Source organism: Streptomyces sp. NBC_00885, from assembly GCF_045207475.1.
GTDB lineage: Bacteria > Actinomycetota > Actinomycetes > Streptomycetales > Streptomycetaceae > Streptomyces.
In genome coordinates this window covers 5,339,040-5,351,272 of the sequence record NZ_CP108796.1, presented here as the reverse complement: position 1 = coordinate 5,351,272, position 12,233 = coordinate 5,339,040, and the positions used below count along the sequence as shown (strand labels likewise).

The following is a 12,233-nucleotide window of genomic DNA, read 5'->3' as shown; positions in this document are numbered from 1 at the left end:
TCGGGGGCGGAGTCCCGGGTGGGAGTGCGCTACATCATGTCTTCGATGTCCGCGGCGATCGGGTCGGCGTCGGTGCCGATGACGACCTGGATCGCGGTGCCCATCTTCACGACACCGTGCGCCCCGGCGGCCTTCAGGGCGGCTTCGTCGACCTTGCTCGGGTCGACGACCTCGGTGCGGAGGCGGGTGATGCAGCCCTCGATCTCCTCGATGTTGTCGATTCCGCCGAGCCCGGCGACGATCTTCTCAGCCTTGCTGGCCATGTCTTTCTCCCTGCGTATCAAGAGCGCCCGTACGGGGCGCTCAGCGCTGCCTCGGTCCACCATTGGTCCGCTTCGTCACGGTAACGCACGGTTGGCCCACCTTCACGGGCGAGTAACCGCCTCGTACCGAATGATGACGATCACCGGTGTCCGTCCCGCGACCGGGCGCGGGGACCGTACCGCGACTGGTCTACACCAGTCTGCAACAGCTGCCAAACCACGGCATGTTCCGGGAGGACGCCGATGAGCTCCGACAGCGTCGCCGCGCCGCAGAAGAAGTGGTGGAGCGGCGCCTTCCAAGGGCTGCAGAAGATGGGCCGCAGCCTCCAGCTGCCCATCGCCGTCCTCCCCGCCGCCGGCATCCTCAACCGCCTCGGCCAGCCTGATGTGTTCGGCGCGGACGGACTGGGCTGGGACAACGTCGCCAAGGTGATGGCGGGCGCGGGCGGCGCGCTGCTGGACGGCAACCTCGGCCTGCCGCTGCTGTTCTGCGTCGGCGTCGCGATCGGCATGGCCAGGAAGTCCGACGGCTCCACCGCGCTCGCGGCCGTGGTCGGCTTCCTCGTCTACTACAACGTCTTGCGCCAGTTCCCCGAGGACTGCGTTGGCGGGGCAAAGGCGGCAGCCCTCGGCTGCCAGGCGCCCGACGGATCGGTCGAGGCGTTCACGTACCAGAATCCGGGCGTCTTCGGCGGCATCGTCATCGGCCTGCTGACCGCCTACTTCTGGCAGCGCTACCACCGCACCAAGCTCGTGGACTGGCTCGGCTTCTTCAACGGCCGACGGCTCGTCCCGATCATCATGTCCTTCGTCGCGATCGGGGTCGCGGTCCTCTCCGTGTGGGCCTGGCCGCCCCTCGGTGACGCTCTCGAGAATTTCAGCGACTGGCTGGTGGGTCTGGGCGCCTGGGGTTCGGGCCTCTTCGGCCTCACGAACCGGGCGCTGCTGGTGATCGGCCTGCACCAGTTCCTGAACGTGCCGATCTTCTTCCAGTTCGGCAGCTACACCACGCCGGACGGCACGGTCGTGCACGGCGACATCACCATGTTCCTGGCGGGCGACCCGAATGCCGGCCAGTTCACCACGGGCTTCTTCCCGATCATGATGTTCGCGCTCCCCGCCGCCGCGCTGGCCATCACCCACTGCGCCAAGCCGCACCGCCGCAAGGAGATCGGCGGCCTGATGCTCTCGGTCGCCCTGACGTCGTTCGTCACCGGCATCACCGAGCCGATCGAGTACTCGTTCCTGTTCGTCGCCCCCCTGCTGTACGCGGTCCACGCGCTGCTGACCGGCGTCTCGATGGCGGTGAGCTGGGGACTGGGCGTCCATGACGGCTTCAGCTTCTCGGCCGGCCTGATCGACTACGTCATCAACTGGGGCCTGGCGACCAAACCGTGGCTGATCATTCCGATCGGGCTCTGCTTCGCGGTGGTGTATTACGCGATCTTCCGGTTCGCGATCACCAGGTTCAATATCCAGACACCGGGGCGGGAGCCGGACGAGATCGGGGACGAGCTGGAGCGGGAGAACATCAAGTAGGCACGTCACACGTAACACCCCATAAGGCCCTTGGACTCACGGTCCAAGGGCCTTATGTCGTGCATTTCGCGCTATGGCCCGGCCCACAAAAATCGGAGGTTCCTTATCCGCCACACACATGCTAAAACTGGTCTACACCACTGAGTGGTGTAGACCACGCGGGTCTGACCGCGTTCCCCATGAGACGCCGCCCTCCCCTGTTTCCTGTCCCCGGCGGCGCCTTGCCCACTTGGAGGAAGTTGATGACCACGGCAAGCGCCGCCCCCGAGGCGGACAAGAAGAAGACGGGCGCCGGCGCGATGGCTGTCATGCAGCGCATCGGCCGCAGCCTCATGCTGCCGGTCGCGGTGCTGCCCGCCGCCGCGCTCCTGGTCCGTTTCGGCCAGCCCGACATGCTCGGCAAGGAGTCCTACCCGGACTTCGTCACCAAGCTCGCCGGCTACATGGCGGCAGGCGGCGACGCGATCCTCGCCAACATGGCGCTGCTGTTCGCCGTCGGTATCGCGATCGGCTTCGCCAAGAAGTCCGACGGCTCGACCGCGCTCGCGGCCGTCGCCGGCTATCTGGTCTTCAAGAACGTGCTGGCCACGTTCACCGACCCGAACCTGGACAAGGTCGCGAAGGTCATCGACGGCAAGATCGTCATGACCGAGGCCCCCGTCGACGCCAAGGTGCTCGGCGGTGTCGTGATGGGCATCGTCGTCGCCCTGCTGTACCAGAAGTTCTACCGGACCAAGCTGCCGGACTGGGCGGGCTTCTTCGGCGGCCGCCGTCTCGTTCCGATCCTCTCCGCCTTCGCGGGCCTGGTCATCGGCATCGTCTTCGGCCTGATCTGGCCGGTCCTCGGCACCGGTCTGCACAACTTCGGTGAGTGGCTGGTGGGCTCCGGCGCCGCGGGCGCCGGCATCTTCGGTGTCGCCAACCGTGCGCTGATCCCGATCGGCATGCACCACCTGCTCAACTCGTTCCCGTGGTTCCAGGCCGGTACGTACCAGGGCAAGAGCGGCGACATCGGCCGCTTCCTCGCCGGTGACCCGACCGCCGGACAGTTCATGACGGGCTTCTTCCCGATCATGATGTTCGCCCTCCCGGCGGCCTGCCTCGCGATCGTCCACTGTGCCCGCCCGGAGCGCCGCAAGGTCATCGGCGGCATGATGTTCTCGCTCGCGCTGACGTCCTTCGTCACCGGTGTGACCGAGCCGATCGAGTTCACCTTCATGTTCATCGCTCCGGTGCTGTACGCGATCCACGCGGTGCTCACCGGTGTCTCCATGGCGCTGACCTGGTCGCTCGGGATGAAGGACGGCTTCGGCTTCTCGGCCGGCGCGGTGGACTTCTTCCTGAACCTGGGCATCGCGTCCAACCCGTGGGGGCTCGCGCTGGTCGGCCTGTGTTTCGCGGCCGTCTACTACGCGGTCTTCCGCTTCGCGATCATCAAGTTCAACCTTCCGACGCCGGGCCGCGAGTCCGACGAGGAGCTGGCGGAACTGCAGAAGGCCGAGGCGAAGTAGGCCGCACGCCTTCTCAGGGCATTCGGACCGAAGCCCCTGCTTCCCGGCGGAAGCAGGGGCTTCGGCTTTCTCGGGATCAGCCGGAGATCAGACGTGGTAGACCGCGCCGGGGGCGGCCAGTTCGGTGGGGCCGTCGTAGACCGCACGGGCGTCGGCAAGGTTCTGCGAGCCGTCCGTCCACGGCGGGATGTGGGTCAGCACGAGCCGCCCGACGTTCGCGCGCCGGGCGTGGGCACCGGCCTCGCGCCCGTTGAGGTGGAGGTCCGGGATGTCCTCCTTGCCGTAGGTGAAGGACGCCTCGCACAGGAACAGATCGGCGCCGGCGGCGAGTTCGTGCAAGGGCTCGCAGACGCCGGTGTCGCCGGAGTACGTCAGCGTCTTGCCGGCGTGCTCCAGGCGGATGGCGTACGCCTCGACGGGATGGGCCACCCGCTCCGTACGGATGGAGAACGGGCCTATGTCGAAGCTGCCGGACTTCAGGGTGTGGAAGTCGAAGACCTCGCTCATGGAGGTGGGCGAGGGGGTGTCCGCGTACGCGGTGGTCAGGCGCTGCTCGGTGCCCTCGGGCCCGTAGACCGGCAAGGGACCGCAGCGGCCCTCCTGGCGGTAGTAGCGGGCGACGAAGTATCCGCACATGTCGATGCAGTGGTCCGCGTGGAGATGGCTGAGAAAAACGGCATCGAGGTCGTAGAGACCGATGTGGCGCTGCAGCTCGCCGAGGGCGCCGTTGCCCATGTCGAGGAGCAGCCGGAAGCCGTCGGCCTCTACGAGGTAGCTCGAACAGGCCGATTCCGCGGACGGGAACGACCCCGAGCAGCCGACGACGGTGAGCTTCATGGAGCTTGAACCTCCGTTGACGGGGAGGGCTGGGGAAGGTCGTGCGGTTTGTTGAGCGTAAGGCGCGAAACGGCTGGTCGCTCCTCGGTGGCGGGCCGTTGTGGGGGAACTCACCTGCACTGTCACCGGTTCGGACGGAGCGCGCGCGTCCGGCAGTGCGCCGGTACCGTCTGGGGTATGGACACGTCGTGGTGGCTCGCGGTGCTCGCCGTGGTGGTGATCGCGCTGGTCGCCGCGGTGATGGACGGGCGGGGGCGATCGGACGCCCGCCGCCCCGGCGGCCGGGCCCGCCCGCCGGGCCGCCCGACCGGGCCACGCCGCGCCCCGAAGCGGCGCCCGCAGCCGGGCGAAATCTGGTGGGCGGAGGTCCCCTACGAGGACCGCCCGCGGGCGAAGGACAGGCCGTGCCTGGTGCTTTCGGTACGGGGCGACACGGCGCTGGTCGCGAAGATCACGAGCAAGTACCACGACGAGAGGCCGGGCGTGATCTGCCTGCCGCCGGGGACGGTGGGGGACGCGCAGGGGAGGCCGAGCTTTCTGGAGACGGGTGAGCTGAGGGACGTGGGGGTGTGGGGGTTCAGGAGACGGGTGGGGGTGGTGGACCCGACGGTGTGGGACCAGGTCCGCCACTTGGCGGTGTGAGGGGGGTTTCTCCCCCACCCCGCCCCTTCCCTGAAGCGGGGGGCAAGCCCCCGGACCCCGGGGGTGGGGTTTGTGCGGCGGGGCTGACGCCCCACGCCCTGGGAAGACGCCCGCTTCGCGGCGCGGCGACCGGGGGAACCCGACGCACGACTCGCGTCGCGAGGACTTTGACGCGGCTCCACGGGAACGCCGCTTAGCGGGCGCGAGGGGGGCTGTGGGCCCGCGGGCCCACAGGGCGGCCGGCGCAGCGCCGACTCGGCACTCTCGGGACAGCCAGACATGACTCGCATCGCGAGGACTCTTGGCGCGGGTCCGCGGGAACGGCGCTTCGCGGGCGCGAGGGCTCCGCGCCGGTCACGCGGCCCGCGCCAAGACCCGCGCCCCTCGCGGCGGCGCGGGCATGCGGGGGGGGTGGGCCAGAGCCCGAGCACCACTTCACGGCGGCGCGCCGACGGTGCCGGGCAAGTCGCGGGTTCGGGTTCCGCGGTCGCGGTCTCGAGGTCGCAGAAGCCGCGCAGCGCTAGCCGCTACGCCCAGAGCTGGCCCTGCACCGCCGCGATGGCCTCTTCCGTCGTGCGGGCCGTGTAGACGCCCGTCGACAAGTACTTCCAGCCGCCGTCCGCGACCACGAACACGATGTCCGCCTCTTCGCCCGCCGCCACCGCCTTCTTGCCGACGCCGATCGCCGCGTGCAGCGCCGCTCCCGTCGAGACGCCCGCGAAGATGCCCTCCTGCTGGAGGAGTTCACGGGTGCGCGTGACCGCGTCCGCCGAGCCCACCGAGAAGCGGGTCGTCAGGACCGAGGCGTCGTACAGCTCGGGGACGAAGCCCTCGTCCAGGTTGCGCAGGCCGTAGACCAGGTCGTCGTACCGCGGCTCCGCGGCGACGATCTTGATGTCGGGCTTGTGTTCGCGCAGGAAGCGGCCGACCCCCATCAGCGTGCCCGTCGTGCCGAGGCCCGCCACGAAGTGGGTGATCGAGGGCAGGTCGGCCAGGATCTCCGGGCCGGTCGTGGCGTAGTGCGCGCCCGCGTTGTGCGGGTTGCCGTACTGGTAGAGCATCACCCAGGCGGGGTTCTGCGCGGCCAGTTCCTTGGCGACGCGGACCGCCGTGTTCGACCCTCCCGCCGCCGGGGACGAGATGATCTCCGCACCCCACATCGCGAGCAGGTCGCGCCGCTCCTGGGAGGTGTTCTCCGGCATCACGCACACCATGCGGTAGCCCTTGAGCTTCGCCGCCATGGCGAGCGAGATGCCCGTGTTCCCCGATGTCGGCTCCAGGATCGTGCAGCCCGGCGTCAGGCGGCCGTCCTTCTCCGCCTGCTCGATCATGTGGAGCGCCGGGCGGTCCTTGATCGAGCCGGTCGGGTTGCGGTCCTCGAGCTTGGCCCAGATGCGGACCTCCTCCGAGGGGGACAGCCGTGGCAGGCGGACCAGCGGGGTGTTCCCGACGGCCGCCAGCGGGGAGTCGTACCGCATCAGCGCATGCCGCCCGCGACCGCGGGAAGGATCGTGACGCTGTCGCCGTGGGCGAGCTTGGTGGAGATGCCGTCGAGGAAACGGACGTCCTCGTCGTTCAGGTACACGTTCACGAAGCGGCGCAGCTTGTCGCCGTCCACGATGCGCTCCTGGATGCCGTTGTGCCGGGTCTCGAGGTCGGCGAAGAGGTCGGCGAGCGTGTCACCGCTGCCCTCGACGGCCTTGGCGCCGTCTGTGTACGTACGGAGGATGGTCGGGATGCGGACCTCGATGGCCATGACATGGGCTCCTGTCGGGAGTGTGCGGGGTGCGTAAGCGGCGCGCGGCTCTGCCCCCCGCGCAGGGGGTGGTGCGGTGGTGCAGTGGATGCGCTCAGAGCGCAGCGCGGGCCGTACACATCGCGCTTGCGAGGCGGCACAGGTCGACGTGCAGCCGCGCTACGAGCAGCGGCGTGCCCGGCGTCCTGTCGCTCACGTCATGGGGAACCATGCGGTCATCGTATCGATTCCCGGTCCGGGTTCCGGTATGTGATCTCGCATGCTGGACGAATTCCGCTCAGCATGCGGAAGGGGCAATGCTCCGCGGGCTCAGTACGCCTCGACGACCTTGATGTCTTCCTCGGTGACCTCGCCGTCCACAATGCGGAAAGAGCGGAACTGGAACGGGCCGGCGCCGTCGGTGTCGGCGGTGGAGACCAGGACGTAGTGCGCGCCGGGCTCGTTCGCGTAGCTGATGTCCGTACGCGATGGATACGCCTCGGTCGCGGTGTGCGAGTGGTAGATGATCACCGGCTCTTCGTCGCGGTCGTCCAGCTCCCGGTAGAGCTTCAGCAGATCCGCCGAGTCGAACTCGTAGAACGTGGGCGAGCGCGCGGCGTTCAGCATCGGGATGAAGCGCTCGGGGCGGCCGCTGCCCTCGGGGCCCGCGACCACGCCGCAGGCCTCGTCTGGGTGGTCGGCGCGGGCGTGCGCGACGATCTGGTCGTACAGGGCCTCGGTGATGGTCAGCATGACCGACAGGATAAACAGAGGGCGGGCTCGTACCGGAGACTGGTACGAGCCCGCCCGAATGCTGGACGTCAGAAGCGCTGTGCAGGGGGTTTCAGCGCTTGATGAAGGCCGCGCCCTGCGGGTTGCGCCTGCGCAGCACCACGTAGGAGACGCCCAGGATCAGGCCCCACAGCGGTGCGCAGTACAGCGAGATCCGCGCATCCTTGTCGATGCCCATCATCACGATGACCATGCAGATGAACAGCAGCGCGAACCAGCTGGTGTACGGGGCGCCGGGCGCCCGGAACGTGGACTGCGGCACCTCTCCGCGGTCCGCCTTGGCGCGGTAGCGGATCTGGCAGACCAGGATCATGATCCAGGCCCACATGCCGGAGATGGTCGCGAAGGAGACGACGTAGTTGAACGCGTCGCCCGGCCACTGGTAGTTGATCCAGACGCCGACCAGCATCAGTGCCGCGGAGAAGGTGGTGCCGGCCAGCGGCGTGCCGCTCTTCGTCAGCTTGGTGAAGGCCTTGGGGCCCTGTCCGTTGAGCGCCAGGTCGCGCAGCATGCGGCCGGTGGAGTACATGCCGGAGTTGCAGGACGAGAGCGCCGCGGTGAGGACGACGAAGTTGACGATCGCCGCTCCGACGCCGAGGCCCATCTGCTCGAAGGCGGCGACGAAGGGCGAGATGCCCGGCTGGAAGTGGGTCCACGGGACCACCGAAAGGATCATGATCAGCGCGCCGACGTAGAAGACGGCGATACGCCACGGCACGGTGTTGATGGCCTTGGGGAGGGTCTTCTCGGGGTCCTTGGACTCACCTGCGGTGACACCGACCAGCTCGACCGCGAGGAAGGCGAACATCACGATCTGCAGGGTCATGAGCGTGCCGCCGATGCCCTTGGGGAAGAAGCCGCCGTCGGACCACAGGTGGGTCACGGACGCGGTGTCGCCGGCGTCGGAGAAGCCGAGCGTGAGCACACCGGCGCAGATAAGGATCATGCCGATGATGGCGGTCACCTTGACCATCGAGAACCAGAACTCCAGCTCACCGAAGAGCTTCACGGAGATGAGGTTCGCGCCGTACAGGATGATCGTGAAGACGAGTGCGGACAGCCACTGCGGGATGTCCCACCAGTACGTCATATAGGTGGCGGCCGCGGTGACTTCGGTAATGCCGGTGACGACCCAGAAGAGCCAGTACGTCCATCCGGTCACGAAGCCCGCGAAGGGGCCCACGAATTCGCGCGCGTACTCGGAGAAGGACCCCGAGACCGGGCGGTACATGAGCAGTTCGCCCAGCGCCCGCATGATGAAGAAGATGACCAGGCCCGCGATGGCGTAGGCCAGGATGAGGCTGGGTCCGGCCTTGGAAATGGCCTTGCCCGCGCCGAGGAACAGACCGGTGCCGATGGCCCCGCCGATCGCGATCATCTGGATCTGACGAGCACCCAGTCCGCGCTGATAGCCCTCGTCCGTGCCCGCCGCGGCCCCCGCGGCCTCATTGCGATCGTGCTTGTCGACCTGCAGTGAGGTCATGGTGATGCGCCCTTTCTCCATGCTGATCCGCGCGCCGCGACTGCCGCGCGCCCGCGGACCATGTCCTGATCCCCCCGGATGTGGATGGAGTGCTACCGGCGGTCTGCCGGCCCAAGCGCCCCCGGGGACATGGGTGGCGTCCCTCGGCGGTCGTGAAGATCTATCACGGCTGCAACGGCGATCAGCCCGGGGCATTGTGGCGCACACCACAGAAAGAAGCGGACATAACTCCCTCGCCGCGGCAAAGCATGCCGATGCGGTGACGGGATCGTTATCCGGATTTGAGTGTCCGTTGAGCGAACGGCGCGGGACCTCGGAGCGTCAGGGCAGCAACGTTTCGACGAGGGTCTCCTGGAGCGCGCCGAGCCAGAGATACGCCATCACCATCGGCTTGCGAGGGTCGGTGTCCGGCAGCCGGTACAGCTCGCCGTTCTCGTCCTCGTCGCTCACTTCGAGCCTGGTGCCGATGGTCAGGCGCAGGTCATTGAGGGCGCCGAGCCAGTGCTGACAGTCGTCCGCCGTCAGCTTCAGGACGGCGCCGCCGTCGCCGGCGGCGGTCAGCGAGTCGAGGGTGCGCACGACCGTGAGGGCGTCGTCGCGCTTGCGGGAGCGCAGGTCGTTCTCGGTGAAACGCCTGAACTCCGCGGAGAGCGAGCGCAGTTCCTCGTCCTGCTCGTCGGCGTCGGGTCCGGCGTACGCCTCCGGGAAGAGGCGGGCCAGCGCCGGGTCGGTGGGCGGCTCGCTCGGTCCCTCGGAGAAGAGGGCGGCCAGCGGGTCCTCGCCCTCGACCGGCTCGTCACCGGGCCCGATCAGCTCGAGGAGCTGTACGGCCAGCGAGCGCAGGATGGAGATCTCGACCTCGTCGAGCGCGACGGCGGCGCCACCGCCGGGGATGGGCTCGAAGTGTGATGCCATCAGCCGCGGTCCTGGGAGAGGGTCGCCCACAGGCCGTAACCGTGCATGGCCTGCACGTCGCGCTCCATTTCTTCGCGGCTGCCGCTGGAGACGACGGCGCGTCCCTTGTGATGGACGTCGAGCATCAGCTTGTGCGCCTTGTCCTTGGAGTAGCCGAAGTAGGCCTGGAAGACGTAGGTGACGTAGCTCATCAGGTTCACCGGGTCGTTGTGCACGAGCGTCACCCACGGCACGTCGGGCTCGGGTACGACGAAGGACTCTTCCGCCGACTCAGGGCGTTCGATCTCTGTGGGAGCAACACTCACCTGGTCCATGCTGCCACCCGGGAGGGCGCATCGCACAAACGACTCCCACATCTCGTCACTCTGACGAGATGTGCGGTAGCATCCGCCGTATGAACCCTGCGGACCTTGGGCTGCCGGTGGACGTGCCGTCGACAGCGCTCTTCACCGACCAGTACGAGCTCACGATGCTTCAGGCGGCCCTCAAAGCGGGCACGGCCGACCGCCGCTCCGTCTTCGAAGTGTTCACCCGCCGACTGCCCGAAGGCCGCCGCTACGGCGTCGTCGCGGGCACCGGACGGGTCCTCGACGCCGTCGAGAACTTCCGCTTCGACGCGGGCGTGCTGCGCTTTCTGCGCGAACAGAAGATCGTCGACGAGCCGACGCTGCGCTGGCTCGCCTCGTACCGCTTCGGCGGCGACATCTGGGGCTACCCGGAGGGCGAGGTCTACTTCCCGGGCTCGCCGATCCTGCGGGTCGAGGGCTCCTTCGCCGAGTGCGTACTGCTGGAGACCGTGATCCTCTCGATCCTCAACCACGACTCGGCCATCGCGGCCGCGGCGTCGAGGATGTCGGTGGCCGCAGGCGGGCGCAGGCTGATCGAGATGGGCGCACGGCGTACGCACGAGCTCGCCGCGGTCGCATCGTCCCGGGCCGCCTACGTCGGCGGCTTCAACTCCACCTCCGACCTGGCGGCGGGCTTCCGCTACGCCATTCCGACGGTCGGCACCAGCGCGCACGCCTTCACCCTGCTCCACGACAGCGAGCGCGACGCCTTCCGGGCGCAGGTCGCCTCACTCGGCCGGGGCACCACGCTGCTGGTCGACACCTACGACGTGGCCGAGGCCGTCCGCACCGCCGTGGACATCGCGGGACCCGAGCTCGGGGCCGTACGCATCGACTCCGGGGACCTGCTGCTGGTCGCGCACCGGGTGCGGGCGCAGCTGGACGAGCTCGGCGCCGTCAACACCAAGATCGTGGTCACCTCCGACCTGGACGAGTACGCCATCGCCTCACTGGCCGCCGCGCCCGTGGACGCGTACGGCGTGGGAACGCAGCTGGTCACCGGCAGCGGGCACCCCACCTGCTCGATGGTCTACAAGCTCGTCGCCCGTGCCCATTCGGCCGATGCGAAGGCACCGCTGGAGCCGGTGGCGAAGAAGTCCCTGGGCGGCAAGCTGTCCGTCGGCGGCCGCAAGTGGGCCGCGCGGCGCCTGGACGCGGAAGGCGTCCCCGAGGCCGAGGTGCTCGGCACCGGCGAGGTGCCCTCCGAGCTCATGGATCAGCAGCTGCTGGTCGAGCTGGTCAAGGGGGGCGCCGTCGTGGCCCGCGAGCCGCTGGACGCGGCACGCGAGCGGCACATCGCGGTACGGGCGGGGCTGCCGTTGTCCGCGATGCAGCTGTCCAGGGGAGAACCGGTCCTGCCCACGGAGTACGTCTGAACACCCCGTGAAGCCCTCTCCCGCCGGGCCGACCGAGTCTCTAGGCTCAGTACCTTCCCGTACCTTCCCGTCCCACCCCATCGAAGGACACCCGTCATGCACCGCGCCTTGATCGTCGTGGACGTTCAGAACGACTTCTGCGCAGGCGGCAGCCTCGCGGTGGCGGGGGGTGCCGATGTCGCTGCCGCGATCACTGATCTGGTCGGTCAGGCCCAGCCGGGCTACCGCCATGTCGTGGCCACCCGCGACCACCACATCGAGCCGGGCGACCACTTCTCCGACCACCCGGACTATGTGCGCACCTGGCCGCCGCACTGCGTCGCCGGGACGGAAGGGGTGGGCTTCCACCCGAACTTCGCTCCGGCGGTCGCCTCGGGCGCGATCGACACGGTCTTCGACAAGGGGGCGTACACGGCGGCGTACAGCGGCTTCGAGGGCACGGACGAGAACGGCACGACGCTGGCGCAGTGGCTGCGGGCACGGGAGGTCAGCGAGGTCGATGTGGTCGGCATCGCGACGGACCACTGCGTACGGGCGACGGCGCTGGACGCGGTCCGGGAGGGCTTCACGACGCATGTGCTGCTGGACCTGACGGCGGGGGTCGCGGAGGCGACGACGGACAGGGCGCTGGAGGAGCTGCGGGCGGCGGGCGTGGAACTGTCCGGGAAGCCGGTGGTGTGACCGGGGGTGTTCCCCACCCCGCCCCTTCCCTGAACTGGGGCTCCGCCCCAGACCCCGTGCGGGGGCTCCGCCCCCGAACCCCCGCGCCTCAAACGCCGGCGAGGCTGGATTG

The 12,233-nt window shown here is 68.8% G+C and carries 14 protein-coding genes; 5 read left to right on the top strand and 9 right to left on the bottom strand.

Translation table 11 applies throughout. From position 1 onward, the window contains the following. Positions 1-29: 29 nt before the first annotated feature. Positions 30-263 (bottom strand): glucose PTS transporter subunit EIIB, encoded by a 234-nt coding sequence (locus OHA61_RS24360; RefSeq protein ID WP_142217368.1) that lies wholly within the window; start codon positions 261-263, stop codon positions 30-32. A gap of 243 nt (positions 264-506) precedes the next feature. Here OHA61_RS24360 and OHA61_RS24355 point away from each other — a divergent pair, with 243 nt between their 5' ends. After that, entirely contained in the window at positions 507-1,802 is a 1,296-nt protein-coding gene (locus tag OHA61_RS24355) for a PTS transporter subunit EIIC (protein ID WP_406304807.1), read from the top strand. A 242-nt stretch (positions 1,803-2,044) separates the two neighbouring features. Continuing rightward, entirely contained in the window at positions 2,045-3,313 is a 1,269-nt protein-coding gene (locus OHA61_RS24350; RefSeq protein WP_361905450.1) for a PTS transporter subunit EIIC, read from the top strand. A gap of 87 nt (positions 3,314-3,400) precedes the next feature. Here the strand turns inward: OHA61_RS24350 and OHA61_RS24345 are convergent, their stop codons facing one another. Continuing rightward, positions 3,401-4,150: an MBL fold metallo-hydrolase gene (locus OHA61_RS24345; protein ID WP_324978142.1), complete on the bottom strand. Its 750-nt coding sequence runs from the start codon at positions 4,148-4,150 to the stop codon at positions 3,401-3,403. 177 nt (positions 4,151-4,327) lie between these two features. On the opposite strand from OHA61_RS24345, the gene OHA61_RS24340 reads away from it, so the two are divergent. After that, positions 4,328-4,792 (top strand): type II toxin-antitoxin system PemK/MazF family toxin, encoded by a 465-nt coding sequence (locus OHA61_RS24340; protein ID WP_361905447.1) that lies wholly within the window; start codon positions 4,328-4,330, stop codon positions 4,790-4,792. Between the two features lie 527 nt (positions 4,793-5,319). Here the strand turns inward: OHA61_RS24340 and OHA61_RS24335 are convergent. From OHA61_RS24335 to clpS, 7 genes are all read right to left on the bottom strand, one after another. Continuing rightward, positions 5,320-6,270, bottom strand: a complete 951-nt coding sequence (locus OHA61_RS24335) for a PLP-dependent cysteine synthase family protein (protein WP_389371933.1) — start codon at positions 6,268-6,270, stop codon at positions 5,320-5,322. Beyond that, complete coding sequence (locus tag OHA61_RS24330) at positions 6,270-6,548, bottom strand: MoaD/ThiS family protein (RefSeq protein ID WP_406304806.1); 279 nt, start codon at positions 6,546-6,548, stop codon at positions 6,270-6,272. The genes OHA61_RS24335 and OHA61_RS24330 overlap by 1 nt, the downstream gene beginning before the upstream one ends. 94 nt (positions 6,549-6,642) lie before the next feature. Next, positions 6,643-6,759 carry a putative leader peptide gene (locus OHA61_RS24325; protein WP_323136021.1) on the bottom strand — a complete coding sequence of 39 codons (117 nt, stop codon included), beginning with the start codon at positions 6,757-6,759 and terminating at the stop codon, positions 6,643-6,645. A gap of 98 nt (positions 6,760-6,857) precedes the next feature. Continuing rightward, entirely contained in the window at positions 6,858-7,280 is a 423-nt protein-coding gene (locus tag OHA61_RS24320) for a M67 family metallopeptidase (RefSeq protein WP_266476018.1), read from the bottom strand. A gap of 91 nt (positions 7,281-7,371) precedes the next feature. Beyond that, positions 7,372-8,802, bottom strand: a complete 1,431-nt coding sequence (locus tag OHA61_RS24315) for an amino acid permease (protein WP_361905437.1) — start codon at positions 8,800-8,802, stop codon at positions 7,372-7,374. A 321-nt stretch (positions 8,803-9,123) separates the two neighbouring features. After that, positions 9,124-9,717 carry a DUF2017 domain-containing protein gene (locus OHA61_RS24310; RefSeq protein WP_406304805.1) on the bottom strand — a complete coding sequence of 198 codons (594 nt, stop codon included), beginning with the start codon at positions 9,715-9,717 and terminating at the stop codon, positions 9,124-9,126. Beyond that, entirely contained in the window at positions 9,717-10,031 is a 315-nt protein-coding gene (gene clpS / locus OHA61_RS24305; RefSeq protein WP_266476014.1) for an ATP-dependent Clp protease adapter ClpS, read from the bottom strand. The genes OHA61_RS24310 and clpS overlap by 1 nt, the downstream gene beginning before the upstream one ends. Positions 10,032-10,111: 80 nt before the next feature. Here clpS and OHA61_RS24300 point away from each other — a divergent pair, with 80 nt between their 5' ends. Together OHA61_RS24300 and OHA61_RS24295 are read left to right on the top strand one after the other, a co-directional pair. Continuing rightward, positions 10,112-11,440 carry a nicotinate phosphoribosyltransferase gene (locus tag OHA61_RS24300; RefSeq protein WP_406304804.1) on the top strand — a complete coding sequence of 443 codons (1,329 nt, stop codon included), beginning with the start codon at positions 10,112-10,114 and terminating at the stop codon, positions 11,438-11,440. A gap of 96 nt (positions 11,441-11,536) precedes the next feature. Continuing rightward, positions 11,537-12,121: an isochorismatase family protein gene (locus OHA61_RS24295; protein ID WP_406304803.1), complete on the top strand. Its 585-nt coding sequence runs from the start codon at positions 11,537-11,539 to the stop codon at positions 12,119-12,121. Positions 12,122-12,233 lie beyond the last annotated feature (112 nt).

Bases quoted from the DNA above. Each gene is read 5' to 3' on its own strand.
- OHA61_RS24320 (WP_266476018.1), bottom strand. From the start codon at position 7,280: ATGCTGACCATCACCGAGGCCCTGTACGACCAGATCGTCGCGCACGCC.
- OHA61_RS24345 (WP_324978142.1), bottom strand. From the start codon at position 4,150: ATGAAGCTCACCGTCGTCGGCTGCTCGGGGTCGTTCCCGTCCGCGGAA.
- clpS (WP_266476014.1), bottom strand. From the start codon at position 10,031: ATGGACCAGGTGAGTGTTGCTCCCACAGAGATCGAACGCCCTGAGTCG.
- OHA61_RS24295 (WP_406304803.1), top strand. From the start codon at position 11,537: ATGCACCGCGCCTTGATCGTCGTGGACGTTCAGAACGACTTCTGCGCA.
- OHA61_RS24340 (WP_361905447.1), top strand. From the start codon at position 4,328: ATGGACACGTCGTGGTGGCTCGCGGTGCTCGCCGTGGTGGTGATCGCG.
- OHA61_RS24310 (WP_406304805.1), bottom strand. From the start codon at position 9,717: ATGGCATCACACTTCGAGCCCATCCCCGGCGGTGGCGCCGCCGTCGCG.
- OHA61_RS24360 (WP_142217368.1), bottom strand. From the start codon at position 263: ATGGCCAGCAAGGCTGAGAAGATCGTCGCCGGGCTCGGCGGAATCGAC.
- OHA61_RS24325 (WP_323136021.1), bottom strand. From the start codon at position 6,759: ATGGTTCCCCATGACGTGAGCGACAGGACGCCGGGCACGCCGCTGCTC.
- OHA61_RS24350 (WP_361905450.1), top strand. From the start codon at position 2,045: ATGACCACGGCAAGCGCCGCCCCCGAGGCGGACAAGAAGAAGACGGGC.
- OHA61_RS24335 (WP_389371933.1), bottom strand. From the start codon at position 6,270: ATGCGGTACGACTCCCCGCTGGCGGCCGTCGGGAACACCCCGCTGGTC.
- OHA61_RS24315 (WP_361905437.1), bottom strand. From the start codon at position 8,802: ATGACCTCACTGCAGGTCGACAAGCACGATCGCAATGAGGCCGCGGGG.
- OHA61_RS24330 (WP_406304806.1), bottom strand. From the start codon at position 6,548: ATGGCCATCGAGGTCCGCATCCCGACCATCCTCCGTACGTACACAGAC.
- OHA61_RS24355 (WP_406304807.1), top strand. From the start codon at position 507: ATGAGCTCCGACAGCGTCGCCGCGCCGCAGAAGAAGTGGTGGAGCGGC.
- OHA61_RS24300 (WP_406304804.1), top strand. From the start codon at position 10,112: ATGAACCCTGCGGACCTTGGGCTGCCGGTGGACGTGCCGTCGACAGCG.